Raw genomic sequence first — 25970 nt, forward strand, 5'->3', positions numbered from 1 at the left:
ACAATGAGCGACACCGCCACTCCCCTCCAGGCGCCGCGTCCGTCGACGGTCGCCGGCTTCAACGCGAAAGCCTTCTCCGGGTCCCTGCGCGACTACGGCATGATCCTGTGCCTCGTCGGCATCGTGCTCTTCTTTCAGTTCTTCACCGACGGGGCGCTGCTGCGCCCGCTCAACCTCACCAACCTGGTGCTGCAGAACAGCTACATCGTGGTGATGGCGCTGGGCATGCTCCTGGTGATCGTGGCCGGGCATATCGACCTGTCTGTCGGCTCGACCGCGGGCTTCATCGGCGCGCTCGCCGCGGTGCTGATGGTGCAGATGGGCCTGCATCCGCTGCTCGCGACGGTCCTGTGCCTCGTCGCCGGCGGGGTCATCGGCGCGGCGCAGGGGTGGTGGGTCGCGTACCTCCGCATCCCGTCCTTCATCGTCACCCTCGCCGGGATGCTGGTGTTCAAGGGCCTGACCCTGGCGCTGCTCGCCGGCCAGTCGGTCGGGCCGTTCCCGTCCGACTTCCAGAAGCTCAGCTCCGGCTTCATCCCGGACATCGTCACCGGCGGCTCGTTGCGGATCACCTCGGTCCTCGTCGGCGTCGCGCTCGCAGCGATCCTCGTCGGCTCGAACCTGCGCCGGCGCCTCGGCCAGCAGCGCCAGGGCTTCACCCCGGAGCCGATGGGCGCCTTCGCCCTCAAGAATGCGCTGGTCGCGGCCGTCATCGTCGCCTTCAGCACCTGGCTCGCCACCTATCGCGGCCTGCCGAACGTGCTGATCGTGATGTTCGCGCTGATCCTGCTCTACCGCTTCGTGACGAGCCGCACGGTGATCGGGCGCCGGGTCTATGCCCTCGGCGGCAACGAGAAGGCGGCCAAGCTGTCGGGCATCAACACCGAGCGCCTGACCTTCCTCACCTTCGTCAACATGGGCGTGCTCGCCGCGCTCGCCGGCCTGATCTTCGCCGCGCGGCTCAACACCGCGACCCCGAAGGCGGGTTTGGGCTTCGAGCTCGACGTGATCGCCGCCTGCTTCATCGGCGGCGCCTCGGCGTCCGGCGGCGTCGGCAAGGTGACGGGCGCTGTGGTCGGCGCGCTGATCATGGGCGTGATGAACAACGGCATGTCGATCCTCGGCATCGGCATCGACTACCAGCAGGTCATCAAGGGGCTGGTGCTGCTCGGCGCGGTGAGCATCGATCAGTATTATCGCAAGCGGTAAGGAGTACGTCCGTCCGCTGGCACCACCGGCCGTTCCATCCTCGATGTCGTCCCGGGGCTCGCCGAAGGCGAGAACCCGGGATCCATAGCCGCTGACGATGCAGGACGAACCGGACCGCGATCCGCTGTTTCAGGACACGCCGGCGGTTATCGATCCCGGGTTCCGCTTTCGCGGCCCCGGGATGACGATGGAGGGTGGGAGCGCCGTCGGGAGAGGCGGCGGCTCGCGCCCGTCATCCTTCGACCGCGCGAACCGTCCCACCCGCCCGGCGTTGCCCCCGGCGATAAACTCTCCGGGAGCATCCCATGACCGATCCCAAGACCCAGCCGCCGGGCGTCGACGAGGACGCGATCAGCCGGCCGCGCTTGACCCCGCAGGGGCGCGACGCGCCGGAGCCAGGGGGCGAGGATGCGACCGATCCGGCCGGCGGCGCCAAGCAGGGGCAGGGCGACAAGGCGGAAGGGTAGCGCGGACCCCGTTGACGACCGCCGGTGAAGGCGCCCTAACAGCGGCCGGACACGCGAGAAGCCGCATCAAGGAGCCCCGTCATGAGCCGCCTCGTCTACGTGCTGAACGGCCCGAACCTGAACCTGCTCGGCAAGCGCCAGCCGCACATCTACGGCAGCGAGACGCTGGCCGACGTCGAGGCCTCCTGCCGGACGCTCGCCGGCGAGCTGGGCCTGGAAATCCGCTTCCACCAGTCGAACCGCGAATACGAGATCATCGACTGGATCCACGAGGCGCGCGAGACAGCCGGCGGGATCGTCATCAACCCGGCGGCCTTCACCCATACCTCGGTGGCGATCCTCGACGCGCTCAACACCTTCGAGGCGCCGGTGATCGAGGTGCACATCTCGAACGTCCACAAGCGCGAGGCGTTTCGCCACCACTCCTACGTCTCGCTGCGCGCCGACGGCGTGATCGCGGGGCTCGGCACGCAGGGCTACGGGCTGGCCTTGCGCCGTCTCGCGCACCTGATCGACGCGAAGGGGTGACGCCGGCGCGTCCGTTCGAAGCATGACGAGGGTTCCCGCCGACGGGCGGGAACCCGCGCGCCGGTCGGCCCGAACGTGGTGCCGGCGCGATCACCGCCGATATGTGAGCACGGAGAGTTTCGTGCTTCGTTTTTCGCTGGACGTCGTCCTATGATCCTGCGGCCCTGTTGAGAAGGACCATGGTCCCATGACGGAGGGAGAGCGCTTCGTCGGTTCCCTGCTGGCGAAGACCGACTTTCACGACAGCAGCAAGCGACGGTCCTACGTCTTCACCCGAGCTGTCGCCACGCGTCTGGTCGACAACCCAACGCTGATCCGGAACGGGCAGGCCTACCTCGAGCGTCACATGCGCGGCGATCCGAGGCAGTCCCGCTACTACGCGATGTGGACCGATCTCCTCCGGCAGGACGTGACGGTGATCGCGCGCCGCCTGCTGGAGGATTCGCCGGAGGGTGATCTCCTTCGCGACACCCAGCCGGTCTTCGTCGTCCTGTCGCCGAGCGAACGGGCAGGCGGGAACTCGGATCGCCCCCGTCCGACCGCTGGCGAGATGCCGGGTGTCCTGTCCGCACCATGATGCGACGGAGCAAGATCGATCATCTGCTGCGCGCAGCCGCGAGCGTCACCGGCCACCGGACCTTCGTGCTGGTGGGATCCACGGTGGTCCTCGTGCGCTGCAGGAACATCCCGGCGGACATGCTGCTGACGCCCGAGATCGACCTGTCCGTGCCGGACATTCCCGACCAAGAGGATGTCTCGGACAGGATAGAAGGCGGCATCGGCCAGGGGTCACCGTTCCACAACCTCGACGAGTTGCTGCGACGCCTGTCCTTCCTTGCCGCGACCTGCGGGATCGACGTCGATCGATGATCTGACGCGGCGTGCCAACGGGTGGACCGGAGGCGGTCGCCCGCCTCCGGTCCTCTCGACCGTCCTGCTGCTGGGGGGAACTCAGTCGGTCGAGAACCGGTAGTTCAGGCCGGCGCGCACCACGCCGAAATCCGCCTTGGGCTTGCCGAGGCCGTAATAGGCGTTGGTGGCGGTGTCGTAGACGAGGCCGCCGCTGCCGCCGTTGCGATCGAGGCTGACGTAGAGCGCCTCGATCCGGGCGCTCAGGCGCTCGGTGATCGCGTATTCGACGCCGCCGCCGGCGGTCCAGCCGGTGCGGAACGTGTCGGGCAAGGTGCCGGTGTAGTAGGAAGCGTTCGCCGGATTGCTGCCGCCGCCATAGGCGAAGCCGCCGGTGCCGTAGACCAGGAACCGGTCGAAGGCGTAGCCGATCCGGCCGCGCACCGTGCCGAACCAGTCGAGGCTCGGGCCGACGTCGTAGAACGTCGTGCTGCCGACGAGCCCGCTGCGGGCCCGCCCGAAGGTGGTGCCCTGGATGTCGGCCTCGACGCCGAGCACGAAGCCGGCGCCCGGCGTGAACTGGTAATTGTAGCCGATCTGGCCGCCGCCGACGAAGGCGGCGTCGCGGCTGCCCGGGGTCACGGTGCCGTAGGTGGCGTCCGTGAAGGCGCCGCCGCCGCCGCCGAAGCCGGCGCCGGCATTCACGCCGGCGTAGAAGCCGGTCCAGGTGAAGACCGGGACGGGGGTGAAGGCCGGCGGCGGGGCGACGCGGCGCGGCAGGTCGGCGGCGGAGGCCGGCGACGCCGCCGTGAGGGCAGCCGTCAGGGCGAGCGCGCCGGCGAGGCCGAGCGCTTCGGTCGATCTGATCATCGGGAAAAGCCGTGTGTGGGTCTTCGGGGAGAAGCCGGGGCGGTCGATCGTCCTGGCTTTCGTCGTTGGCCGGCGTCGAGCCGGCGCGTCCGAACCGGGGTCAGAGGTTCTGGACGATGCAGATCGCCTGGAGGGCGACCAACAGGATCGCGCCGCCGATCACGAGGCAGAGGGCGGTGACGATCAGGGCCTCGCCGCCGTCGGACGGCTCGCGCCGGGAGCGGAGGGCGGGGCGGTCCCCGTCGATCTCCGGGGCCGGGAAGGCCCGGCCGAGGGGGGCGGGTTGGGGGCGGTCGCCGCGCAGGGCCTCGAGCATGGGACGAACTCCTGGGTCAGCGGGCCGAAGAAACGATCGGGGATGGGACGATCGGGGCGGGGTGGACGAGGTCGGCCAGGGTCGCCGCCGCCACCGGCATCCCCAACCCGGCGATCACCGCGAGGCTGCGCACCAGCATCGCCACGGGCAGGCGCGACGGCTGCCGGCGGTGCGGCGCGGACCGGAGCTGCAGCGGCTCGGCGGAGGTGCAGAGGAGGGGGATCGGGCGGGCCATCGGGGGTTCCTGTGGCGGAAGACGGCGTGGGAAATCTGACCACGTCCCGATGTTTATGTGGGCAAAATTCCCACGTCAATCGGAAAACGCGGTGAGGCGCGCTTTCGTGGGATTGTGTCCCACGCCGCCTCCGCTACAACGATCGTGATGTCAGAGCCGAACCCGAGATTGCCGCCCGACGCGGGCGCGCTGCAGGCCCCGCTCGCCCGGCTGCTGCGCCCGCTGGTGCGCCTGTTCGTGCGCAGCGGGATCACCTTCCCGGCGCTGACCGACCTTCTGCGCGAGCTCTACGTGAACGTCGCCGAGTACGACTTCGCCCTGCCCGGCAAGGACCAGACCGACAGCCGGGTGAGCCTGCTCACCGGCATCCACCGCAAGGAGGTGCGGCGCCTGCGCGGCGCCGGGGCGCCGGTGAGCGCGGTACCGGCCGCGGTCTCGCGCACCAGCCGCATCATTGCCCGCTGGGTCGCCGCGCCCGACTTCACCGAGGCCGACGGCCGCCCGAAGGCGCTGCCCCGGGTGGCCGAGAGCGGGCCGTCCTTCGAGAGCCTCGTCGCCTCGGTGACCCGGGACCTGCGGCCGCGGGCGGTGCTCGACGAGTGGCTCGACCGCGGGCTCGTGACCCTGGATCCGCAAGAGCGCATCGTGCTGTCGGAAGCCGCCTTCGTGCCGAGCGGCGGCGGCAGCCAGCAGCTCTACTATTTCGGCCGCAACCTTCACGATCACATCGCCGCCGCGGTCACCAACATCCTGGAGGAGAAGCCGCGTTTCTTCGAGCGCGCCGTGCATTATGACGGGCTGTCGCCCGAGCTGGCGCGGCGGCTCGAGGGGCGGGCGCGGGAGATCGCCATGGAGGCGCTGCAGCAGGCCAACCGCGAGGCGCACGCGGCCTGCGAGACCGATCCGGGCGGCGAGGCGCGCTGGAACTTCGGCATCTACATCTATTCCGAGGATGCGCCGCAGGCCCCCATGACTGTCGCGCCGCAGGCCCCCATGACCGTCCCGCCGCGGCCCGAGCCGAAGGCGTGAGGGAGGGCTCCGTGCGACGCGCGACCTCCGTCACCCGGCGCGGCCTCCTGCGAGGTGCGTTGCGCCTCCTCTCCGGCGCGAGCTGGCTCGCCGTCGCGGGGCCCGCTCGTGCGGCCGGCGACAAGATCCTCGACCAGGGGATCGGCGGTACCGGCATCCGGCCCGGGCCCGACGATGAGGGCGACCGCGGCATCGGCGGCACCGGTGTCGTCGGCACCATCCGGGGCTTCGGCAGCATCATCGTCAACGACCTGCGCATCGCCTACCCGGCCGACGTCCCGGTGACGGTCGACGGCCGCCCGGCGCGGATCGAGGACCTGCGCGTCGGCCAGGTGGTGCGGACCCTGGCGCAGCCGGGGGAGGGCGGGCTGTCCACCGCCGGCATCGCGGTGATCCACGAGGTGGTCGGCCCGGTGCAGCGCGTCGCGCCCGACCGGCTGACGGTGCTCGGCCAGGCGGTCGCCACCGCCGGGCTGCCGCCCGAGATGCCGCGGCCACGCTTGGGCGAGCGGGTCGCGGTGAGCGGCTTGCGCCGGCCCGACGGCAGCATCGCGGCGAGCCGGATCGACCCGGCCGGCTCCGCCCCCGACCTCGTCGCCGGCCCGGTGAGGCGGGGGCCGGGCGGCGCCCTGCGGATCGGCAACCTGCCGCTCGCCGGCCTCGATCCGGCGCTCGCCGGCGGGCGGGCGGTGGCGGAGGGGAGCCTCGAGGGCGGGCGGCTCGCGGTGGCGCGGGCGCTGCCGGCGGCCGAGCCGTTCGGCGCCGAGGCGCGGCGCCTGTCGATCGAGGCCTATGTAACCCGCGAGGGCGGCGCCTTGCGCACCGGTGCCGGCTACGCGGTGTCCGGGCGGGGCGGCCTCGTCCCGGCCGGCGGCGGGCTCGCGATCCTCGACGGAAGCACTGGCCGCGGCGGCCGCCTCGACCTCGACGGCGTGCGGCTCAAGCCCGATCCCGCCGGACGCGACGGCGCCCGCGGGCAGGGGAGTCCCGGCGGTGGAACCGGGCGTGGCGGCCCGGGGCAGGGCGGACTTGGGGGTCAGGGGCCGGGCGGTCACGGCTCGGGAGGTCACGGGCCGGGTCGCGGAGGGCACGGCGGCCCGGGCGGGCGGCAGGGTCCGTCGGACCGGTCCTTCGGCCCGGGCGGCGAGGGGCCCTTCGGCGGCCAGGGCCGCGGCGAGATCGACCCGCGCCTGCCGGGCGGGGAGGGGGCCGGGCGCTTCGGCGGTTCCGGCAGCCCGGGCGGGTTCGGAGGGCCGGGCGGCTTCGGCGGCCAAGGTGGCTTCGGCGGTCCCGGCGGGTTCGGCCGGCCGGGCGGCGAGGGGCCCGGCGGTTTCGGCGGGGGTGGGGGCGGGTTCGGCGGCGGGCGGCGCTGACGCGCATCGCCCGAATCACCGGATCTCCCGACTCCGCTGTGGACGAGCGCAGAAGCTTGACCGTTGTGGTCTTGGCGCCACACCGCACTGCGAAACCGGACCGTTTTCCGGTTGAGTTAACGGCCAAGTTCGGCCCTGGAACGGCCAAGTCTCTTTCCCGCCGCATTTGAACCGGAGCAGGATGGGCCTCCCCGTCGGTGCGGTCGCGCACCGGTCCCCTCCAGCAGGTTCTGCATGCGCAAGCGCCTCCTCATCGCCGTCGTCGTCGCGGCGCCGCTCCCCGCCACGGCGCAGGTGAGCCCCGTCCGCGACAACATCGACGCGCTGATCGAGGCGCATGCCAAGGCCAACGGCGTCCCGGCGAGCTTCATCCACCGGGTGGTGAAGCGGGAGAGCGGCTACAACCCCCGCGCGGTCGGTCGCGGCGGGGCGATGGGCCTGATGCAGATCAAGCACGGCACTGCCCGGGCGCTGGGCTATAACGGCTCGCCGGCCGGCCTGCTCGATGCCAGGATCAACCTGACCTACGGCGTCGCCTACCTCGCCGGTGCCTACAAGACGGCGCACGGCAACGAGGCCCAGGCCTACAGCTACTACGCCCGCGGCTACTACTACGCCGCCAAGCGGGCGGGCATCCGCACCGACGTGGCCGAGCTCGAGGCGCCGCCGGTCCGCGAGCTGCCCACCAACCCGCTCAACAAGTTCCTCGGCAGCGTCTTCGGCGCCCGCCAGACGGCGACGACCGCCACCGCCTCGGCCGACCCGTCGGTCGCCGCCCTGTCGAGCGCCGTCGCGCAACCTGGGCCCGCGTCGCAATACACCCTGCCGCCGCCCGTGGCCCCGCAAGCGCCTGCGGCTCAGCAAGGGCCCGCGGCCCAGCAGGCCCTCGCCGCCTACCAGCCGGCCGCGGCGCAGGTGCTGCCGCAAGCGACGGCGCAGGCCGCGGCCGATCCGGTCGTCACCGTGCCGCTGCCGCCGGTCCGCCCGGCCGCCCTGGCGTTCCACGCCGCGCCGGCCCCCGCCGCCGGCCAGGCCCTCGCCTATGCGGGCAGCAGCGCCGCCCTGGCGTTCCCGACCTCCGGCCAGACCGTCAGCCTCGCGGCGACGCCCGCCGCCGCTGCTCCCGCGCCTGCCGCCGCACCGGCCGCGCCGACCACCGTCGCCGCCCTGGAGCCGGCCGCCGCGCCGGCCGAGCCCGAGGCCGGCCCCAAGATGCCGCTGCCGCCGCGCCGCCCGGTCGAGTTCCGCCACTTCGTCGTGCGCAAACCCGCCCCCCCGGTGCCCCAGACCGCCGCGGCGGCGCCGGAGCCGGCCGCCGCGGTCAGCCAGTAGGCGTCAGCCCTCCCCGACGAACAGGGCCCGCGCCTGCGCGGGCGACGCGACGGCGATCCCGACCGCGCGGGCCAGGGCCGCGAGGCCGGCCACCTGCGCGGCGTTGTCCGGCGCCAGGCTGCCGTCCGGCCGCCAGAGGTTGTTCTCGAACCCGACCCGGGCATGCCCGCCGAGCGCCGCCGCGGCGACGAGGCAGGCCGCCTCCCGCGGCCCGAAGGCGCAGAGCGCCCAGGGCAGGTCGAGGTGGTGCTCGGAATTCCAGGCGCCCAGGAACGGCAGCAGGTCGGCGGGGTCGGAGCGCTGGCCGACGGCGTAGCGCCCGAGCACGAACAGGACGCTCGCCCGGTCGAGCGGGATCAGCCCCCGCGCCACGAGGCCCTGGAAGCGGGTGACGTCGCCCGCATCGTACAGGATGTGCTGCACCATCACCCCGGCCCGGGCCTGCTCCGAGAGGAAGGCGGCGGCGGCAGCCTCGTCCTCCGGCTCGGCGAAGAGCTCGCGCAGGGCGACCGAGAACGCCTCGGGCTTGAGCGCCCGCATCGCCGCCATCTGCTCGGCCGGGCTGTAGAGGCCGACCGCTTCGGTGGTGACCTGGCAGATCATCTCCGGCCCGGCCTCCCGCCGCACCGCCGCGAGCGCCGCCCGGTAGCGGTCGAGGTCGAGGGTGTGACGCGCTTCGGCGTCCCGCACGTGCAGGTGGATCATCGCGGCGCCGGCCTCGCGGCAGCGGGCGGCGTCCAGGCCGATTTCCCGCGGATCGATCGGCAGGGCGGGGTGGTCGGCCTTGGTGCGGCGGGCGCCGTTCGGCGCCACGGTGATGACGAGGGGGAGGGCCATCTGTCTCTCGGTTCCGTGGGGCAGCCGCCAGGATCACGATCAGGATCACGATGCGGCCACCCCCGCGACGCAGGGGTCAGTCTGCACCACCCGTCGCCCGGCGCCCATGGGCGATCGCGGTCGTCGTTAAGCCAGGGTTACGTCAGGCGGCCGGCATCCGGCGCGAGCGCCGGTGCAGCACCAGCACCAGGCCGGCGATGCCCGCGACCGTGACGATTCCGGAGGCCGCGAGGATGCGGCGGATCAGCGGCGTGTAGAGCCCGGTCTGCGGATCGTAGCCGTAGCAGAGCAGCACCAGCCGGTCGGCGAGGCCGCCGACCCGGCCGTCCCCGGCCTCGACCAGCGCGAGGCGCAGGTCGCGGGCGGTCATCGCCAGCGGCGACAGCGCCCGGGCGACCCGGCCGTCGCCGGTCAGCACCAGGGCGCCGGCCGGATGGGCGTAGGAGTCGGTGTCGCGGTCGTAGGCATAGGCGTAGCCGACCGCCCGCGTCACCGCCTCGACCGGTCCCGGCGAGCCGGTGAGCACGACGGCGCCGGCGAGGAGCGGTCCCGGCCCGAGCTGCTCGGCCACCATGGCGCGGGCGGTGGCGGCGTCGGCGCGCGGATTGATGCCGAGCGTCACCAGCCGGTAATCGGTGCCCGGCGCGAGCCCGGTGGCGGCGAGCGCCGTGCCGGCGACGGCGAGCATCGGGTCGCAGACGTTGTGGCAGGCATAGTCGAGGGGCATCAGCAGGGCGGGACGCCCGGCGAGCGCCTCACGAAGCGTCCGGCCCCGCCCGTCGGCACTGTCCGTGAAGGCGGCGTCGAGGGGAGCCCGCGCCCCGGGCGGCGGCGCGAGCCCGACGCCCGAGAGATCCTTGGGCGTCAGCCCCGCCGCGGCCGGCTGGGCGAGAAGGGCGAGCACGGCGGCGAGGCCGAGGCGGGCTGGCGTGATGCCGGGAACTCTCATCGCTTTCACCGACCACCTTGCACCGACCACCTTGCACCGACCGCCTTGCACCGACCGCCCGGAACCCGCACCCTCGCGAGAACGAGATAGGGCGGCCGCGCGGGTCACGGCCGCGACGGACCTTACGCCGCAGCGGGAGACGGGCGACATGACTGGCGACACGAACGGGGACGGGATCCGCGACGCGGCCGCCTTGCGCGGCCATATGGGCCCGGTCAGCCGCCTGGCCGAGGGCAAGGTGCAGGCCCGGCTCGACCGGCATGCCCGTGCCTTTATCGCGCTCTCGCCGTTCCTGGTGGTCGCCACCGCAGACGCGGAGGGCCGCGCCGATGCGAGCCCGCGGGGCGACGCACCGGGCTTCGTCCAGGTGGTCGACGACGCCACCCTGCTGATCCCGGACCGGCGCGGCAACAACCGCGCCGACAGTTTCGGCAACCTGCTCGCCGCGCCCGGCATCGGCCTGATCTTCCTCGTGCCCGGCCTCACCGAGACCCTGCGGGTCAACGGCACCGCCCGTCTCACCACGGATCCGGCCCTGCTCGCGCCGCTCGTCGCCCAGGGCAAGGTGCCGACCACCGGGCTCGTGGTCACGGTGCGCGAGGCCTTCTTCCATTGCGGCAAGGCGGTGATGCGGGCCCGGCTCTGGGACCCGGCGGCGCAGGTGCCGCGCGAGAGCTTCCCGAGCCTCGGCCGCGTGCTCGCCGAGCAGACCGGCGCCATCGGCGTCGCCGAGGCCGAGCAGCTGATGGAGGAATCCTACAGGACGCGACTCTACTGAGCTCTTCACGCCCTGGTTGTCCACAGTGATCCGAGGCCCGAAAGTTGCGGACGCCGCGGAGCCGCAGGCTGTGATAGTGTACCACCGGACGGTGCCCGTGCGGGGCGCGCCGCCCGAGGCGAGGATGGCCCCATGACAGGACAGGAGACGCCCGATCCCCTTCGGGTTCTCGTGGTCGAGGACGAGTACTTCATCGCCGACGACATCTCGCGCGCCCTGATCCGCCACGGGGCCGAGGTGGTCGGCCCGGTGCCGACGGTCCAGCAGGCGCGGGCCCTGCTGGATTCGCAAGCCCTCGACCTCGCGGTCCTCGACATCAACCTGCGGGGCGAGCTTGTCTATCCGCTGGTCGCCGAGCTGAGCCGGCGCGGCGTGCCGATGGTCTTCGCCACCGGCTACGACGCCGCGGCGATCCCGGCCGATTACGGGGCGATCCCCTCCTGGTCGAAGCCCTTCGACTACAGCGCCCTGGCCGGCGTGCTGCCCGCCCTGCGCCGCACCTGACGCAAATGTTCTGACACAGGTGTTCTGACGCACCGCAGCGGAACCGTCACGCTGCGATCCTGTTCTGCATCGAAGCGATGTCTGCCCCGACGGCAGCACAGGAGAGAGGCTGAATGGCAGCAGAGAAGGAAACGAAGGCCTTTCCGGCCGCCGCGAACACGCGGGTCCCGTTCGCGCTGGCCCTTTCGGCGCTGGCCGGTTGCGCGGACGCGATCGGCTTCCTCGAATTCTCGCAGCTGTTCATGTCCTTCATGAGCGGCAACACCACCCGTCTCGGCGCCGCGGTCAGCCTGGGCGACTGGGGCAACGTCACTCGGGTCGGCAGCACCATCGCGCTCTTCTGTTTCGGGGCGTTCCTCGGCACGCTGCTCGCCGCCGCTGTCGGCTACTGGCGCCTCGCGGTGCTGCTCGGCCTCCAGGCGGCTCTGCTCTGCATCGGCCTCGCCATGCCGCGCGGACCGTTCGAGTTCCCGCTCCACGCCTACCCGATCGTGCTGGCGCTCGGCATGCAGAACGCCGTCCTCCAGGACGAGGAGGGGCGCAGCCTGGCGCTCACCTACGTCACCGGCGCGGTGGTGCGCTTCGGCACCGGCCTCGCCAACCTGCTGCTCGGCCATCCCTCTCCGTCCTTCTGGATCCAGGCGCCGCTCTGGGCCGCCCTCACCCTCGGGGCGATCTCCGGCGGGCTCCTGCACGGCGCCTTCGGCGAGCGCGCCTTCCTGGTCCCGGCGGTCGTCGCGGCGGTCCTGGCGGTGATCGCCCTGGTGATGACCCTGGTCCACGGCGACGGACCGCTCGTCTCCGGCACCAAGTCGCCGGCGCCGGACGCCGCCGCCACGGCCCCGCCCGTGGTGTGAGGCGCGCGACGGAGCGGGAGCCCCGCTCCGGCAAAGATTACGCATAGTTCATGGAGCGGAGACACCCGCGTAAGCCGGCGGCGCCCATAACGGCAGGGTCGCCGGAACGCGGCGGCGTCCCATCCCCCCGGGCGCCGCCGCGCTTCAAGGCCCCGAGGGCCGAGGCGCCGGGTCATCATCGTCGCCCCCCAGACGACCCGGTGCACCGCGCCACGGCAGGCCGAGCCCCCCGGCTCGGCCTGCCGACCCCCGGCGGCGATGCCCGGCATGTCGCGATCCATCCCCCCGATCAGCGCGGCATGCCGGGCGGGGCCCGCCCCGGGTTCGAAGGGCGCCAGGATCCCGGATCGGAAACTCCCGCGCGCCGGGGATCTGCCCTAGAATGCCCGACATGCGCCTGCTCATCATCGAGGACGACCGCGAGGCGTCCAGCTACCTCTCCAAGGCCTTTCGCGAGGCCGGCCACGTCGCCGACACCGCCGATGACGGGCTCGACGGCTACGCGCTGGCGCGCGAGGGCGCCTACGACGTGCTGGTGGTCGACCGCATGCTGCCGAAGCTCGACGGCCTGTCGCTGATCCGCTCGCTGCGTGAGCAGGGCGTCGAGACGCCGGTGCTGATCCTGTCCGCGCTCGGCCAGGTCGACGACCGGGTGAAGGGCCTCAAGGCCGGCGGCGACGATTACCTCCCCAAGCCCTACGCCTTCTCCGAATTGATGGCGCGGATCGAGGTGCTGGCGCGGCGGCGCGGCGGCGGCGCGGCCGCGGAGGCCACGACCTACCGCGTCGGCGACCTCGAACTGGACCGGCTGTCGCACCGGGTCACCCGGGCCGGCCAGGAGATCCCGCTCCAGCCGCGGGAATTCCGCCTGCTCGAGTATCTGATGCGCCATGCCGGCCAGGTCGTCACCCGCACGATGCTGCTGGAGCACGTCTGGGACTACCATTTCGACCCGCAGACCAACGTCATCGACGTCCACGTCTCGCGCCTGCGCGCCAAGGTCGACAAGGGGTTCGATCGTCCGATGATCCATACCGTGCGGGGAGCCGGCTACATGGTCCGCGCCGGCGGCGAGGCGTGAGCGCGCAGACCACCGGCCCCCACGGCCAGAGCGCCTTCGGCCAAGGCACTCTCGGATCAGGCGCGCCCGACGGCGTGCTGGCCCGCCTCGGCGCGCTGTTCCGCACCACGGCGTTCAAGCTCTCGCTCGCCTATCTCCTGGTCTTCGCCGCCTTCGCGTTCTTCGCCCTCGGCTACGTCGCCTGGAACGCCAGGCGGGTCCTCGACGACCAGATCGTCTCGACCATCGAGGCCGAGATCAACGGCCTGTCGGACCAGTACGCGTCGGGCGGCATCCGCCGGCTGGTGAGCGTGGTCGAGCGCCGCTCGCGCGAGCCCGGCGCCTCGCTCTACCTCGTCACCACGCCGGCGGGCGAGCACGTCGCCGGCAACGTCGAGGCGCTGCCGCCCGGCGTGCTCAACGAGCCGGGCCAGACCGAGACGGCCTATGGCCGCGGCACCGACGGCGACCGCCTCGACCACCGGGCGATCGTGCGCATCTTCACCCTGCCGGGGGGATTCCGCCTGCTCGTCGGCCGCGACGTCGAGGAGCGCGACCGCCTCCGCGCCGTGATCGGGCGCGCCTTCGCCTGGTCGCTGATGCTGGTGGTGGGCCTCGGCTTCCTCGGCAGCTGGTTCATCGCCCAGCGCGTCCTGAAGCGCGTCGACCACATGACCGAGATCACCCGCGGCATCATGGCGGGCGACCTCGACGGCCGGCTCACGCTCGCCGGCACCGGCGACGAGCTCGACCGGCTGGCGAGCAACCTCAACGCCATGCTCGACCGCATCGGCGAGTTGATGCGCGGCATGCGCGAGGTCTCCGACAACATCGCCCACGACCTCAAGACCCCGCTCACCCGTCTGCGCAACAAGGCCGACGCGGCGCTCCGCGAGGGCGGCGACCCGGATTCCTTGCGGGCGGCGCTCGAGGCCAACATCGAGGAGAGCGACAACCTGATCCGGGTGTTCAACGCGCTCCTGATGATCGCCCGGCTCGAGGCCGGCAACGCCCGCGAGGGATTGGCGGAATTCGATGCCGGGGCGGTCGCCCTCGAGGTCGCGGAGCTGTACGAAGCGGTGGCGGAGGAGCGCGGCATCGGGGTGCAGGCCGAGGTCGAGGATGGCCTGGTGCTGCACGGCAGCCGCGAACTGATCGGACAGGCGATGGCGAACCTGATCGACAACGCCCTGAAATACGGGCAGAAAACCGCGGATATGGCCTCCGGGCCGGTGGTCCGCGTCGCGGCGAGGCGGGAGGAGGGCAGCGTGGTGCTCACCGTCGCCGACCAGGGCGAGGGCATCCCGGAGGCCCAGCGCGGCCGGGTGCTGGAGCGCTTCGTGCGGCTCGAGACCGCCCGCACCCGTCCCGGCTTCGGGTTGGGCTTGAGCCTCGTCAACGCCGTCGCCCGCCTGCACCAGGGCACATTCACGCTCGACGACAACGCGCCGGGCCTGCGCGCCACCCTGCGCCTGCCGGCCCCGCCGCGCGAGCCGGCCGCCCCCCGGCAGGTCGCCGCGTGACCGGGCTCGCCGCGCGCCTGACCCGGGCGCCCCGCCTCGCCGAGCCGGAGCGGGCGCGAGGCCGCCTCGCCGACCTCGTGGCCGAGGCACCCGACCTCGCGCCCCTCCTCGGCGAGGGCGGCCCGGCCCGCGACCTCCTCCTCGGCCTCGCCGACCATTCGCCGTTCCTGTGGGGCCTGGCCGCCCGCGACCCCGCCCGGCTCGCCGGCCTGCTGGAGCGTTCGCCGGAGGAATCCAACGCCGCGATCCTGGCCGACCAGCGCGGAGCGGGACTCGCCGGCGGCGACGTCGCCAAAAGCCTTCGCCGCAACCGCGCCGCGCACGCGCTGCTGGTGGCGCTCGCCGATATCGGCGGGGTCTGGTCCCTGGAGCAGGTGACGGCGGCGCTCTCCGATTTCGCCGACGCCTCGGTCGGCGCCGCGGTCGACGCGGCCCTCGTCCAGGCCGCCGGCACCGGCCGCTTCCTGCCCCCCGACCTGAAGAACCCCCAGGAAGGATCGGGCCTGATCGTGCTGGGCATGGGCAAGCTCGGGGCCGGCGAGCTGAACTATTCGAGCGACGTCGACCTGATCGTGCTGTTCGACCCCGACGCCGCCCCCTTGCGCGAGGGCGTCGAGGCGACGCCGTTCTTCAGCCGGATCGCGCAAGCCGTCGCCAAGCTCCTGCAGGAGCGCACCGCCGACGGCTACGTCCACCGGGTCGATTACCGCCTGCGGCCCGATCCCGGCTCGACCCCGACCGCCCTGTCGCTGCCCTCCGCCTACACCTATTACGAGACGGTGGGGCAGAACTGGGAGCGCGCCGCCTTCATCAAGGCGAGGCCGGTCGCCGGCGACACCGCGCTCGCCGACGCCTTCCTCGCCGAGCTGCGGCCGTTCGTCTGGCGAAAGTACTTCGATTTCGCCTCGATCGCCGACGTGCACGCGATGAAGCGGCAGATCCACGCCGTGCGCGGCCACGGCGCCATCGCGGTGGCGGGCCACGACATCAAGCTCGGGCGCGGCGGCATCCGCGAGGTCGAGTTCTTCGTCCAGACCCAGCAGCTGGTCTTCGGCGGGCGCCGCCCGTCCTTGCGCGGCCGGCGGACCCTGGAGATGCTGTCGGCCCTCCACGACGAGGGATGGATCACGGCGGACGCGCGCGACGAGCTCTCGGAGGCCTACCGCTTCCTGCGGACCGTCGAGCACCGGCTGCAGATGGTGGCCGACGAGCAGACCCAGCGCCTGCCGGAGGACGCCGCGAAGCTCGGGCGCTTCGCCCGTTTCCTCGGTTATGCCGACGAGGCCGCCTTCGGCGCGGCGCTGACCGCCGAGGCGCGCCGGGTCCAGGGGCATTACGCGCTCCTGTTCGAGGCCGAGCCGGACCTCGCGGCGGAGGTCGGCGACCTCGTCTTCACCGGCGCCGAGGACGATCCCGAGACGCTCGCGACCTTGCGCCGCCTCGGCTTCCGGGCGCCCGAGCGGGCGACCGAGACGGTGCGGGGCTGGCATTTCGGCCGCCGCCCGGCGGTGACGAGCCCGCGCGCCCGCGAGGTGCTGACCGAACTGGTGCCCGCCCTGATCCAGGCGCTCGCCGGCACCGCCGATCCCGACGGGGCACTCGCCGCCCTCGACCGCGCCTTCGGGCGGATGCCGGCCTCGGTCGAGCTCCTCACCATCCTGCGCTCGCACGAGCGCCTGCGGCTGCTCTTCGCCGACCTCCTCGGCACCGTGCCGCGGCTCGCCGACACGGTGGCGTTCAGCCCGCACGTCCTCGACGCAGTGATCGACCCGGCCTTCGTGGCGCCGGTGACCGAGACGGCGGCGCTGGCCGAGCAGTTCCGTGCCGGCCTCGGCCGGCCCCGCGACTACGAGGACTTCCTCGACCGCAGCCGCGACGCCGCCCGCCAGCTCCGCTTCGTCACCGGCGCCCGGCTCCTCTCCGGCATCCTGCCGCCCGCCGGGGCGGGGCGGGCCTATGCGGGCATCGCCGAGGTCACCGTCGCGGCGGCGCTCGGGGCGGTCGAGGCCGCCTTCGCCGAGGAGCACGGCCGTGTACCGGGTGGGCGCTTCGCGGTGCTCGGCCTCGGGCGTCTCGGCTCGCGCCAGCTGACCGCCGATTCCGACCTCGACCTCGTGGTCCTGTACGATTTCGACCAGGACGCGCGCGAGAGCGACGGCAGGCGCCGCCTGGACGCGGCGGTCTACTACAACCGCCTGACCCAGCGCCTCGTCGCGGCGCTCACCGTGCCGACCCGGCGCGGCCGGCTCTACGAGGTCGATCTCCGCCTGCGCCCGAGCGGCGGCCAGGGCCCGATCGCCAACCAGTGGCAGCGCTTCTCGGCCTATTGGCGCGAGGAGGCGGCCCTGTGGGAGCACATGGCGCTGACCCGGGCCCGGGCGATCGCGGGCGATGCCGGCCTGATGGCGGAGGCCGATGCGACCGCCGCCTCGGTTCTCCGCCAGCCGCGCGACGCGGGCTTCGTTGCCGGCGAGGTGCGGGCGATGCGCGCGCTCGTCGCGCGCGAGAAGGGCGATCACGGCCCCCTCGACCTCAAGCTCGCGCCGGGCGGGCTCCTCGACCTCGACTTCCTCGCGCAAGCCCTGGTCCTGTCGCATGCGAGCGCGCATCCCGATCTCGTCGGTCTCGACGCGGCGGAGGTGCTGGAGCGCGCCGGCACTCACGGCCTCGTCGACCGGGGGCTCGCCGGCCGCCTCGTCACCGCCTACCGGCTCCTCGACGACGTGCACCACTGGCAGCGCCTGATGGTCGAGGGCGAGTTCTCCCGAACGGCGCCGCCGGCGGCCCGGGCCCGCCTCGCCGCGGCGCTCGGCCAGCCGGACGAGGCGGCGCTGACGGCGCAGCTCGCCGAGACCCGTGCGGGCGTGCGGGAGGCGTTCGAGGCGCTGCTGGGGTAAACCGCCCCCGCTCGGCGGGGCCGACCACGCGGCCCGGGCTTTCGTCGAGGCAGGGCCTGCGCCGGCCCCGGTGCATGCGGGAAGCGGGCGAGCGCTGCATTTTTTTCGAGATCGGGCTCCGGCAGCCGGAACGTTGCACGCAGCCGAGCGTTTCCGCGAGGTTCTAAAGCCGGCGCTGCGGTCTCGCCTGTCCGCCGAAAGCCTGTGCCGATGCGCGTCGAGGCGTCCTGCCGGCCTCGATACTGACCTAGGGTATTGATGATGGGCCATCAGCTCATCATGGGATTGAGCGCCCGTGCCCTGGCGGATATGGCTGCAACCTGTTTCAAATAGGCTGATTGCAGCACAAAAACTCGCGGATTTACGCAGGATTAAGGCGTTCGTTGTCTTATCTTGCTCATCGCAAGCTTCCGCAGGGACTGGGCCCGTGCTCGCCAAGCTCAAGATTCTTCACAAGCTCACCGCAGCCGTCCTGCTGATCGCCGTCATGGTCGGCGGCTGCGTCTGGTACGCTCAAGGCCGCATGACGGCGATCGACGACGCCTACAGCGTGTTCCTGGTCCGCGAGGGGCGGGCGCCGGCCAGCGCCAGCCTCCTCAACCGCACCCTCTACACCCTGAGCTACGCGACCTTCCGGATCATCGCCGAGACCGACGAGGCGCAGATGCGGCGCGCCAGCGCCGAGTTCGACGAGGCTCTCGCGGGGGTCAAGCCGGGCGTCGCGGCCCTGCGCGAGCGGGCACCGACCTTCGCGGGCCGCATCGACACGATCGCCCGCGACCTCGAGGACCTGGCCGCCCGGCTGGCGAGTGTCCGCGACCTCGCCGCCGCGCAGCGCAACGCCGAGGCGCTCGCCCTGTTCCGGCGCAGCGTCGATCCCGTCCTCGGCGGCCAGATCCAGGAAACGCGAAAGCTCGCCCTCGACATCCAGAATTACGTCTCGGCGAACTCGGACGACCTGACTGAACAGACCAACGCCACCCGCATCCGGCTGATGGTGGTGAGCGGCCTCGGCCTCGTGCTCGGCCTCGCGGTGGTCGCCCTGGTGACGGTGCTCGGCGTCACCCGGCCGATCGGCCGCCTCGTGCGCGTCCTCGAGCGCATGGCCCACGGGGAGATCGAGGCCGAGATTGCCGAGGCGCGCCGGGGCGACGAGATCGGCGCCATCGGCCGCGCGGTCGAGGGCATCAAGGCGATGGTGGCGCAGAAGGCGGCCGAGCAGACGGAGATCAAGCGGATCGCCGACGCCGCGGCGGCCGAGGAGCGCCGGCGCACCATGATGATGCTGGCGGACGAGTTCGAGCAGGCGGTGGGCGGCATCGTCGGCCTGGTCTCGGCCTCCGCGACGGAGCTGCAGGCGACCGCCGGGCAGATGACCGGCACGGCGACCGAGACGGCGAGCCAGTCCGCCGCGGTCGCCGCCGCCGCCGAGGAGGCCGCCTCCAACGTCGGCACCGTCGCGGCGGCGGCCGAGGAACTCGGCGCCTCGGTGGCCGAGATTGGCCGTCAGGTCGACGGCTCGGCCGGCCTCGCGCGGGCTGCCGTGACCGAGGCCGACCGGACTGGCGCCCGGGTGCGCGAGCTGAGCCAGACCGTCGGCCGGATCGGCGACGTTGCCGGCCTGATCTCGTCGATCGCCGCGCAGACCAACCTGCTGGCGCTGAACGCCACGATCGAGGCGGCTCGCGCCGGTGCGGCCGGCCGCGGCTTCGCGGTGGTCGCCGCCGAGGTGAAGGAACTGGCGAGCCAGACCGCGCGGGCGACGGAGGAGATCGGCCAGCAGATCGCGGCGGTGCAGAGTGCCACCGGCGAGACGGTCGCGGCGATCACCGCCATTACCGCGCGGATCCGTGAGATCGACACCGTCACGGTGGCGATCGCCGCCGCGGTCGAGGAGCAGGGCGTCGCGACGCAGGAGATCGTCCGCAACGTCTCCCAGGCCGCGACCGGCACCGGCGAAGTCACCGGCAACATCGCCGGGGTGGCGGGCGCGGCGGAGGAGACGGGGGCGGCGGCGACCCAGGTGCTCGCCTCGGCCACCGAGCTGTCGCGCCAGTCCGAGCATCTCGGCGCCGAGGTCGCGCGCTTCCTCGCCACCGTGCGGGCGGCCTGAACCGTCAAGGTCGTCGATGCAGCCCCGGGGCCCGCGCGGCGGGAGCCCGGGGCTCGCGATTCGGGCGCAAGAAGCGGGATGAAGCACCGCCTCCCGGCCTCTTAAGGTCGATCGGAGGAGGACATCGCATGACCGCTTTCCGCTGCATCCCGGCTCCGACCGAGACCGCCGCCCGGTTCCGCGCGACCGGCACCGACGACCGCGGCAACCCGCTCCGGCGGATCGTCGCGATGCCGGGCGGCGCGTTCCCGTGCCGGCACTGCCTGCGCCTTGCCGCGCCGGGGGAGACGATGCTGCTCGGCTCCTACGACCTGCCGAAGCCGCTGGGGATCTACTGGACGCCGAGCCCGATCTTCCTGCACGCGGCCGACTGCCCCCGTGCCGAGATTGTGGACGAGGTCGCGCCGATCGTGCGGGCGAACCCGCTCGTCTCCGTGCGTACCTATGACGGCGAGCACCAATGCCTCTACGATCTCGGCCATGTCTGCGCCGGCGCGGAGGTGGATGCGCCGCTCGCGCGGGCACTCGACGATCCGCGAACGGCCTTCGTGAACATCCACACGGCGCGGCCGGGGTGCCTTCTCACGCTGGTCGAGCGGGTGTCCGTCTGAGGGTCGGCTTGCGGAGAGCGACCTGCAAACCGTCCTGCCAAGCTCTGGCGCGGGATGTGTCCTCTCCCCGCCCGCGGGGCTAGCCGATTCGCACTTCGCTATCTCAGGGCCAACCCATTGCAAAAGCGAGCGCTTCCCCTCCCACAAGGGGGAGGGGAAGCGCACTCCTGGAGACCAGAGACGGACTCCGGCCAAGATGCAGGAATGCGGGAGGCCCGCGGGGAGAGGAGGGGCTCCGGGCCTGCTCCTCGGCCGGACCGCTTTGCCGGCCTCGGCACGACCTGACCGGCTCAGGTCGATTACGCCCCAATCTCCGCCGCCGCGTCCCGCGCTTCGGCGGCGTCGTGAAGGCCGGGCCGCGGCAGGCGCACGAGCACGATCGTGCCGGTGCCCTCCTCGGAGCGGATGCGCAGGCCCCCGCCATGGAGCTCGGCGAGCGAGCGGGCGATGGCGAGGCCGAGGCCGGAGCCCTTGTAGCTGCGGGCGAAGTTGGTCTCGACCTGCTCGAACGGGTAGCCGAGCTTCGGCAGGGCCGCCTTCGGGATGCCGATGCCGCTGTCCTCGACGAAGATGTGCACCGAATCGATGGCGCGCCGGGTGCGGACCGCGACCCGCCCGGCCTCGGGGGTGAACTTCACGGCGTTCTGCAGCAGGTTGACCAGGATCTGGTGCAGGGCTCGCTCGTCGGCCATCACCAGGGTGTCGGCGCTCATCTCGACGCTGACGGTCAGCCCCTTGGACCGGGCCGGATCGGCGATCAGCTTCAGGGCGCGCTCCAGGGCCTCGCTCACCGCCACCGGCTGCTTGGCGAGCTTCACGCGGCGGGCGTCGATCCGCGACATGTCGAGGATGTCGTCGATCACCGACAGCAGGTAGTGGCCGCTCGAGCGGATGTCGCGGCAATATTCGCGGTACTTCTCGGAGCCGAGCGAGCCGAACACCTCGCTCTCCATCACCTCGGCGAAACCCAGGATGGCGTTCAGCGGGGTGCGCAGCTCGTGGCTCATATTGGCCAGGAACTCGGATTTGGAGCGGTTGGCGCTCTCGGCCTGGGCCTTCTGGTCGAGGTAGCGCTCGGCGAGGTCGGCGAGCTGCTGGGTCTGGATCTCGAGGGTCCGGCGCGAGCGCTTGAGGTCCGCGATGGTGGCGATGAGCTGGCGTTCCGATTCCACGAGCCGCTCCTGGTGCCGTTTCAGGGCCGTGATGTCGGTTCCGACCGAGACGTAGCCGCCGTCCTTGGTGCGGCGCTCGCTGATCTGCAGCCAGCGCCCGTCTGCGAGCTCGGCCTCGAAGGTGCGAGCGCCCGCTTCCGGGAACTCGCCGGCGGGGATCTCGCGCCGCACGGTCGGCAGGGCGGCGCGCCCCATGATGGCGTCGTAGCGCCGGCCCGGCTGCGCCTCGTCGGCGGTCAGCGCGTGCAGGCGCCGGAACTTCGAGTTGCAAAGGACGAGGCGGTTCTGCGCGTCCCACAGCACGAAGGCCTCGGACACCGCCTCGACGGCGTCGCGCAGGCGCATGTCGGCGGTGGCGGTCGATTCGGCCAGCCGCCGCTGCTCCGAGATGTCGATGACGATGCCGACGAGATGCCGGCCATTGTCCTCCAGGTCCTGCACGATCTCGGCCCGGGCCTTGAGCCAGACCCATTCGCCGCCGGCGGCGCGGATGCGGAACTCGTGGTCGACGGTGGTGTCGCGGGCCGCGAGCTGGCGGGCCAGCCCGTAGAGGTCGGTGTCGTCCGGGTGGACCAGGGCGTTGACGTCGCCGAAGGAGAGGAATTCCTGCTCCCGGACATAGCCGAGGAGCTGGTACATCGAATCCGACCAGTAGATCCGTCCGCGCGGGATGTCCCAGTCCCACAGGCCGCAGCGGCCGCGGCCGAGCGCGGTGTCGAGGCGCTGGCGCACCTGCTCGCAGACCCGGTCGACGGCCCGCGCCCGGTCGGCCTGGAGCGCGTAGGCGAGGCCGGTGCAGACCACCACCAGGGTCACGGCGCCGACGAGAACCGCGGCGATGCGCGCCCGCCCGGCCCACAGGGCGGTGACCGAGTCGAGGGTCTGCACCACGGCGACCTGGGCGATCCCGGTCCCGCCCGGCACCGCCCGCACCGTCGCCAGCGCCCGCTCGCCGGTGCCGAGCACCACCGGTAGCACGCCGGCCCGCTCGCCCATGATGCCGAGCACCTGCACCTCGCCGACGAACTCGCCGAAATTGCGCGGCAGGCCGTGCTGCTCGGGCAAAGCCGCCAGGATCGCGTCGTCGGCACCGATCAGCAGCACGCTGCGGCCGGCCGGCAGGCCGCCGGACGGCAGGAGGCGCACCAGCCGCTCGCGCAGGGCGGCCGGTGCCATCGCCTCCGACGCGCCGGAGGATCGGGCGAGGGAGGCCGGCAGCGTGCCGGCCATCAGGCGGGCGACGAGGTCGATGTCGCGCCGCGCGTCGGCGACGACCTCCTCGCGGTGGCCGGAGAGCTGCAGGGCGGTGACGGTGCCGAGGCAGAGGAGGAAGGCCGCCAGCATCGCCGGGACGGCGAAGCGCAACCAGGATTCCGCGTGGGCGAGGCGCTGGTGCGCGGCCTTCGAAGCCCGGCTGATCCCGAGGATCGTCGCGGCACGCGCAGAGAAGGGGGCGGGATCCGCCTCCAGCATACCCAAACCCCCAACGGAACAGAAAGACAGATGCCGCGGAGGTTCCCGGCAGGCCCCCGAATCGAGCCTCAATCTGGCATTTCCACAAGCATTTTGTCCAGCGTCTCGCGCCGTGGAAATGAAGTGTTAACCAGTGATCGAAACCTGCGCGTGGCGCGCACGCCACGCGATTCTGCCAGCAGTGACAGGAGCTTGTGCGCTATTTTACCGTTGCGAGCGATCGCCCGGCGATGTCGCTGACGTCGGGGGAGAGGCCGGGCGCCTCGGCCACGCGGCGCAGGGCGGCCCCGGCCCGCAGGCGGCGTCCGGCCTCGACCATACGCCAAGTATTGAAAGCAGTTAGCAGCCGCGCCGCGACTTGGGGATTTTTTCGGTCGAGGGCCAGCACGACCTCCGCGGTCAGGTCGTAGCCGGTTCCGTCGGGGCGGTGGAACTGCGTCGGATTGTTGAGGCTGAAGCTCGCGACCAGCGAGCGCACGCGGTTCGGGTTGCCGAGCGAGAAGGCCGGATGCGCCATCAGCCGGCGGACCCGGTCGAGCGTGCCGGCCTCCGGGATCATCGCCTGCAGGGCGAACCACTTGTCGAGCACCAGGGGCTCGTGGCGGTAGGTGTCGGCGAAGCGGGCGAGCGCCGCCTCCCTCGCCTCGCCCGGCACGAGGCTCAGGGTCGCGAGCGCCGCGAGGCGGTCGGTCATGGTGGTGGCGGCGTCGAGCTGGGCGAGCGCGAGGGCGGTGCCGGCCTCCGGATCTGCGGCGGCCACGAGATCGAGCGCGGCGTTGCGCAAGGCCCGGCGGCCGGCACTGGCCGCGTCGGGGCTGAAGGGGGCGCCCGGCTCGTCGGCGAGCGCGTCGCGCAGGGACAGGAGCCGGGGCCCGAGGTCGCGGCCGAGCTGCACCCGCAACGTCTGCCGCGCGCGCCAGATCGCGTCGGGATCGACCTCCGCGGCGAGCGTCTGCGCCACCTCCTGCTCGCCCGGCAGCGTCAGGACCAGGGCCGCGAAGGCGGGATCGGCCAGGGCCTCGCCGTCGAGGAAGGTCGCGAGCGCCGCGGTGAGGCCCGCGCCCTCCGGCCCGGCCGCGGACTCGAGCGGCGCGCCGGCCCTGGCGCGGGAGACCAGCACCTCCATGGCGAGGCTCTGGGCCGCCTGCCAGCGGTTGAAGGCGTCGGAATCGTGGGCGAGGAGCGCGAGGCGCTCGTCCCGGGTCAGGGCGTGATCGACCTTCACCGGGGCCGAGAAGCCGCGAAACAGCGACGGCACCGGCGCCGAAGCCACGTCCTCGAAAACGAGGTCGTCCTCCGCCGCCTCCAGGACGAACACGCCGTCCCGCACCCGCTCGGACGTAGCCTCGACCGTGCCGCCCTCCGGCGCAACGAGGCCGAGCGCGACCGGGATCACCAGGGGACGCGGCGCGGCGCTCGCCGTCGCCTCGGTCGCGACCACCGGCAGGCTCTGGCGGAAGGTCAGCGTGTAGGTCCGCGCGCCCGCGTCGTAGGTCCCCGACACCGCGACGGTCGGCGTGCCGGCCTGCTCGTACCAGCGTGAGAAGGCGGTGAGGTCCCGCCCGCTCTCGGCCGCGAAGGCGGCGAGGAAATCCTCCACCGTGGCGGCCGTGCCGTCGCAGGTCGCGAAGAAGCGATCCATGCCGCGCCGAAAAATCTCGGGGCCGAGCAGGGTGCGCAGCATCCGGACGATCTCGGCGCCCTTCTCGTAGACCGTCGCGGTGTAGAAGTTGTTGATCTCGCGATAGGCCTGCGGCCGCACCGGGTGGGCGAGGGGGCCGGCATCCTCCGGGAACTGGCGGGCGCGGAGCGTGCGCACCTCGGCGATGCGGTGGACCGGACGCGAGCGCTCGTCGGAGGAGAATTCCTGATCGCGAAAAACCGTCAGGCCTTCCTTGAGGCAGAGCTGGAACCAGTCGCGGCAGGTCACCCGGTTGCCGGACCAGTTGTGGAAGTACTCGTGGGCGATGATCGCCTCGATGTTGGCGTAGTCCGCGTCGGTGGCGGTGTCGGGGCTCGCCAGCACGTACTTGTCGTTGAAGATGTTGAGGCCCTTGTTCTCCATCGCGCCCATGTTGAAGTCGGAGACCGCGACGACGTTGAAGACGTTGAGGTCGTAGGCGCGGCCGAAGGTGCGCTCGTCCCAGGCCATCGAGCGGGCGACCGCGTCGAGGGCGAACCCGGCGCGGCCCTCCTTGCCGGGTTCGACGTAGACGGCGATCTCGACGTCCCGCCCCTCCATGGTGGTGAAGCGCGAGCCGACCCGGCCGAGGCAGCCGCCGACGAGGGCGAACAGGTAGGCGGGCTTCGGGTGGGGGTCGTGCCAGACCGCGAAGTGGCGGCTCGGGCCGACATCGCCCGTCGCGACCGGGTTGCCGTTGCCGAGGAGCACGGGCGCCTCGTCCCGCTCGGCCTCGATCCGGGTGGTGTAGACCGCCATCACGTCGGGCCGGTCGAGGAAGTAGGTGATGCGCCGGAAGCCGTCCGCCTCGCACTGGGTGCAGTAGACGCCGTTCGAGCGGTAGAGCCCCATCAGCTTGGTGTTGGCGCTCGGGTTCACCTGCGTCTCGATCTCGAGCACGAAGGGGCGCTGCGGCGGCTGGTGCAGGGTGAGGGAGCGGGGCGTGACCGCGATCGCGCCCGGGCCGGTCGGCTGCCCGTTGAGGGCGATGGCGAGCAGGGTCAGCTCGTCGCCGTCGAGGACGAGGGGCGCGCCGGGCTCGCCGGCGGGGTTGGGGCGGAGCGCCAGCGTCGCGGTGATCCGGGTCTCGGTCGGATGCAGGCGCACGTCGAGCTCGACGCGGTCGATCAGGTAGTCGCTCGGGCGGTAATCGGCGAGGCGAACGATCGTCTGCATGAGGGTCCCTCGGCGGTCTCGCTGGGCGGCGGAGGGATCAAGCCTTTGCACCGGCGCCGCCCGCAGCGCAACGCGGGATCGACGCGCGGACCCGGCCCTCCCCGCCGGCCGAGGGGCGCCCTAGCTACGAC

General features: G+C 72.6%; 23 protein-coding genes. 16 read left to right on the plus strand and 7 right to left on the minus strand.

The window, feature by feature from the left end; translation table 11 throughout:
• Positions 1–3: 3 nt before the first annotated feature.
• The 5 genes from mmsB to DK412_RS09240 all read left to right on the plus strand — a co-directional run bounded on the left by mmsB (position 4) and on the right by DK412_RS09240 (position 3074).
• A complete protein-coding gene (gene mmsB / locus DK412_RS09225) occupies positions 4–1209 on the plus strand; it encodes a multiple monosaccharide ABC transporter permease (protein WP_109971713.1) in 1206 nt (401 codons plus the stop codon).
• Positions 1210–1514: 305 nt separating this feature from the next.
• On the plus strand, positions 1515–1676 hold the full coding sequence (locus DK412_RS30605; protein WP_204165537.1) for a hypothetical protein: 162 nt from the start codon (positions 1515–1517) through the stop codon (positions 1674–1676).
• Between the two features lie 81 nt (positions 1677–1757).
• Positions 1758–2204: a type II 3-dehydroquinate dehydratase gene (gene aroQ, locus DK412_RS09230; protein ID WP_109971714.1), complete on the plus strand. Its 447-nt coding sequence runs from the start codon at positions 1758–1760 to the stop codon at positions 2202–2204.
• Between the two features lie 187 nt (positions 2205–2391).
• Complete coding sequence (locus DK412_RS09235) at positions 2392–2781, plus strand: hypothetical protein (RefSeq protein ID WP_109971715.1); 390 nt, start codon at positions 2392–2394, stop codon at positions 2779–2781.
• On the plus strand, positions 2778–3074 hold the full coding sequence (locus tag DK412_RS09240) for a hypothetical protein (RefSeq protein WP_109971716.1): 297 nt from the start codon (positions 2778–2780) through the stop codon (positions 3072–3074). The genes DK412_RS09235 and DK412_RS09240 overlap by 4 nt, the downstream gene beginning before the upstream one ends.
• 81 nt (positions 3075–3155) lie before the next feature.
• Here the strand turns inward: DK412_RS09240 and DK412_RS09245 are convergent, their stop codons facing one another.
• The 3 genes from DK412_RS09245 to DK412_RS09255 all read right to left on the minus strand — a co-directional run bounded on the left by DK412_RS09245 (position 3156) and on the right by DK412_RS09255 (position 4474).
• The gene (locus tag DK412_RS09245) at positions 3156–3923 is read right to left on the minus strand and encodes an outer membrane beta-barrel protein (protein WP_109971717.1); all 768 of its coding nucleotides are present in this window, start codon (positions 3921–3923) and stop codon (positions 3156–3158) included.
• A 100-nt stretch (positions 3924–4023) separates the two neighbouring features.
• Positions 4024–4239 carry a hypothetical protein gene (locus DK412_RS09250; RefSeq protein ID WP_109971718.1) on the minus strand — a complete coding sequence of 72 codons (216 nt, stop codon included), beginning with the start codon at positions 4237–4239 and terminating at the stop codon, positions 4024–4026.
• A 16-nt stretch (positions 4240–4255) separates the two neighbouring features.
• Positions 4256–4474, minus strand: coding sequence for a hypothetical protein (locus tag DK412_RS09255; RefSeq protein ID WP_109971719.1), 219 nt, complete (start codon positions 4472–4474; stop codon positions 4256–4258).
• 147 nt (positions 4475–4621) lie between these two features.
• Here DK412_RS09255 and DK412_RS09260 point away from each other — a divergent pair, with 147 nt between their 5' ends.
• The 3 genes from DK412_RS09260 (at position 4622) to DK412_RS09270 (ending at position 8208) form a co-directional block, all read left to right on the plus strand.
• Entirely contained in the window at positions 4622–5503 is an 882-nt protein-coding gene (locus DK412_RS09260) for a DUF6502 family protein (RefSeq protein ID WP_245447515.1), read from the plus strand.
• An 11-nt stretch (positions 5504–5514) separates the two neighbouring features.
• A complete protein-coding gene (locus DK412_RS09265; RefSeq protein ID WP_109971720.1) occupies positions 5515–6876 on the plus strand; it encodes a DUF5666 domain-containing protein in 1362 nt (453 codons plus the stop codon).
• A 234-nt stretch (positions 6877–7110) separates the two neighbouring features.
• Positions 7111–8208 (plus strand): transglycosylase SLT domain-containing protein, encoded by a 1098-nt coding sequence (locus DK412_RS09270; RefSeq protein ID WP_109971721.1) that lies wholly within the window; start codon positions 7111–7113, stop codon positions 8206–8208.
• Between the two features lie 3 nt (positions 8209–8211).
• On the opposite strand, the gene DK412_RS09275 is transcribed toward DK412_RS09270, so the two are convergent.
• Positions 8212–9045 (minus strand): 3-keto-5-aminohexanoate cleavage protein, encoded by an 834-nt coding sequence (locus tag DK412_RS09275; protein WP_109971722.1) that lies wholly within the window; start codon positions 9043–9045, stop codon positions 8212–8214.
• A 142-nt stretch (positions 9046–9187) separates the two neighbouring features.
• Positions 9188–9994, minus strand: a complete 807-nt coding sequence (locus tag DK412_RS09280; RefSeq protein ID WP_109971723.1) for an SCO family protein — start codon at positions 9992–9994, stop codon at positions 9188–9190.
• 148 nt (positions 9995–10142) lie between these two features.
• On the opposite strand from DK412_RS09280, the gene DK412_RS09285 reads away from it, so the two are divergent.
• From DK412_RS09285 to DK412_RS09320, 8 genes are all read left to right on the plus strand, one after another.
• The gene (locus tag DK412_RS09285) at positions 10143–10772 is read left to right on the plus strand and encodes a pyridoxamine 5'-phosphate oxidase family protein (RefSeq protein ID WP_109971724.1); all 630 of its coding nucleotides are present in this window, start codon (positions 10143–10145) and stop codon (positions 10770–10772) included.
• A gap of 132 nt (positions 10773–10904) precedes the next feature.
• Positions 10905–11276, plus strand: a complete 372-nt coding sequence (locus DK412_RS09290) for a response regulator (RefSeq protein WP_109971725.1) — start codon at positions 10905–10907, stop codon at positions 11274–11276.
• A 113-nt stretch (positions 11277–11389) separates the two neighbouring features.
• Entirely contained in the window at positions 11390–12133 is a 744-nt protein-coding gene (locus tag DK412_RS09295) for a YoaK family protein (protein WP_109971726.1), read from the plus strand.
• Positions 12134–12524: 391 nt separating this feature from the next.
• The gene (locus DK412_RS09300; protein WP_109975158.1) at positions 12525–13214 is read left to right on the plus strand and encodes a response regulator transcription factor; all 690 of its coding nucleotides are present in this window, start codon (positions 12525–12527) and stop codon (positions 13212–13214) included.
• Between the two features lie 74 nt (positions 13215–13288).
• The gene (locus DK412_RS09305; protein WP_245447724.1) at positions 13289–14716 is read left to right on the plus strand and encodes an ATP-binding protein; all 1428 of its coding nucleotides are present in this window, start codon (positions 13289–13291) and stop codon (positions 14714–14716) included.
• The gene (locus tag DK412_RS09310) at positions 14713–17613 is read left to right on the plus strand and encodes a bifunctional [glutamine synthetase] adenylyltransferase/[glutamine synthetase]-adenylyl-L-tyrosine phosphorylase (protein ID WP_109971728.1); all 2901 of its coding nucleotides are present in this window, start codon (positions 14713–14715) and stop codon (positions 17611–17613) included. Before DK412_RS09305 ends, DK412_RS09310 begins: the two co-directional genes overlap by 4 nt.
• Before the next feature lie 487 nt (positions 17614–18100).
• The gene (locus DK412_RS09315; RefSeq protein WP_109975159.1) at positions 18101–19726 is read left to right on the plus strand and encodes a HAMP domain-containing methyl-accepting chemotaxis protein; all 1626 of its coding nucleotides are present in this window, start codon (positions 18101–18103) and stop codon (positions 19724–19726) included.
• A gap of 128 nt (positions 19727–19854) precedes the next feature.
• On the plus strand, positions 19855–20337 hold the full coding sequence (locus tag DK412_RS09320; protein ID WP_109971729.1) for a DUF1203 domain-containing protein: 483 nt from the start codon (positions 19855–19857) through the stop codon (positions 20335–20337).
• Positions 20338–20636: 299 nt separating this feature from the next.
• Here DK412_RS09320 and DK412_RS09325 read toward each other — a convergent pair whose 3' ends face one another.
• Both DK412_RS09325 and pepN read right to left on the minus strand, forming a co-directional pair.
• Positions 20637–22982: an ATP-binding protein gene (locus DK412_RS09325; RefSeq protein ID WP_109971730.1), complete on the minus strand. Its 2346-nt coding sequence runs from the start codon at positions 22980–22982 to the stop codon at positions 20637–20639.
• 199 nt (positions 22983–23181) lie between these two features.
• Entirely contained in the window at positions 23182–25839 is a 2658-nt protein-coding gene (pepN, locus tag DK412_RS09330) for an aminopeptidase N (protein WP_109971731.1), read from the minus strand.
• Between the last annotated feature and the right edge of the window lie 131 nt (positions 25840–25970).

It is taken from the genome of Methylobacterium sp. 17Sr1-1 (assembly GCF_003173775.1).
In the GTDB taxonomy this organism is placed as follows: domain Bacteria; phylum Pseudomonadota; class Alphaproteobacteria; order Rhizobiales; family Beijerinckiaceae; genus Methylobacterium.

Bases quoted from the DNA above. Each gene is read 5' to 3' on its own strand.
- mmsB (WP_109971713.1), top strand. From the start codon at position 4: ATGAGCGACACCGCCACTCCCCTCCAGGCGCCGCGTCCGTCGACGGTC.
- DK412_RS30605 (WP_204165537.1), top strand. From the start codon at position 1,515: ATGACCGATCCCAAGACCCAGCCGCCGGGCGTCGACGAGGACGCGATC.
- aroQ (WP_109971714.1), top strand. From the start codon at position 1,758: ATGAGCCGCCTCGTCTACGTGCTGAACGGCCCGAACCTGAACCTGCTC.
- DK412_RS09235 (WP_109971715.1), top strand. From the start codon at position 2,392: ATGACGGAGGGAGAGCGCTTCGTCGGTTCCCTGCTGGCGAAGACCGAC.
- DK412_RS09240 (WP_109971716.1), top strand. From the start codon at position 2,778: ATGATGCGACGGAGCAAGATCGATCATCTGCTGCGCGCAGCCGCGAGC.
- DK412_RS09245 (WP_109971717.1), bottom strand. From the start codon at position 3,923: ATGATCAGATCGACCGAAGCGCTCGGCCTCGCCGGCGCGCTCGCCCTG.
- DK412_RS09250 (WP_109971718.1), bottom strand. From the start codon at position 4,239: ATGCTCGAGGCCCTGCGCGGCGACCGCCCCCAACCCGCCCCCCTCGGC.
- DK412_RS09255 (WP_109971719.1), bottom strand. From the start codon at position 4,474: ATGGCCCGCCCGATCCCCCTCCTCTGCACCTCCGCCGAGCCGCTGCAG.
- DK412_RS09260 (WP_245447515.1), top strand. From the start codon at position 4,622: ATGTCAGAGCCGAACCCGAGATTGCCGCCCGACGCGGGCGCGCTGCAG.
- DK412_RS09270 (WP_109971721.1), top strand. From the start codon at position 7,111: ATGCGCAAGCGCCTCCTCATCGCCGTCGTCGTCGCGGCGCCGCTCCCC.
- DK412_RS09275 (WP_109971722.1), bottom strand. From the start codon at position 9,045: ATGGCCCTCCCCCTCGTCATCACCGTGGCGCCGAACGGCGCCCGCCGC.
- DK412_RS09280 (WP_109971723.1), bottom strand. From the start codon at position 9,994: ATGAGAGTTCCCGGCATCACGCCAGCCCGCCTCGGCCTCGCCGCCGTG.
- DK412_RS09285 (WP_109971724.1), top strand. From the start codon at position 10,143: ATGACTGGCGACACGAACGGGGACGGGATCCGCGACGCGGCCGCCTTG.
- DK412_RS09290 (WP_109971725.1), top strand. From the start codon at position 10,905: ATGACAGGACAGGAGACGCCCGATCCCCTTCGGGTTCTCGTGGTCGAG.
- DK412_RS09295 (WP_109971726.1), top strand. From the start codon at position 11,390: ATGGCAGCAGAGAAGGAAACGAAGGCCTTTCCGGCCGCCGCGAACACG.
- DK412_RS09300 (WP_109975158.1), top strand. From the start codon at position 12,525: ATGCGCCTGCTCATCATCGAGGACGACCGCGAGGCGTCCAGCTACCTC.
- DK412_RS09315 (WP_109975159.1), top strand. From the start codon at position 18,101: ATGGTCGGCGGCTGCGTCTGGTACGCTCAAGGCCGCATGACGGCGATC.
- DK412_RS09320 (WP_109971729.1), top strand. From the start codon at position 19,855: ATGACCGCTTTCCGCTGCATCCCGGCTCCGACCGAGACCGCCGCCCGG.
- DK412_RS09325 (WP_109971730.1), bottom strand. From the start codon at position 22,982: ATGCTGGAGGCGGATCCCGCCCCCTTCTCTGCGCGTGCCGCGACGATC.
- pepN (WP_109971731.1), bottom strand. From the start codon at position 25,839: ATGCAGACGATCGTTCGCCTCGCCGATTACCGCCCGAGCGACTACCTG.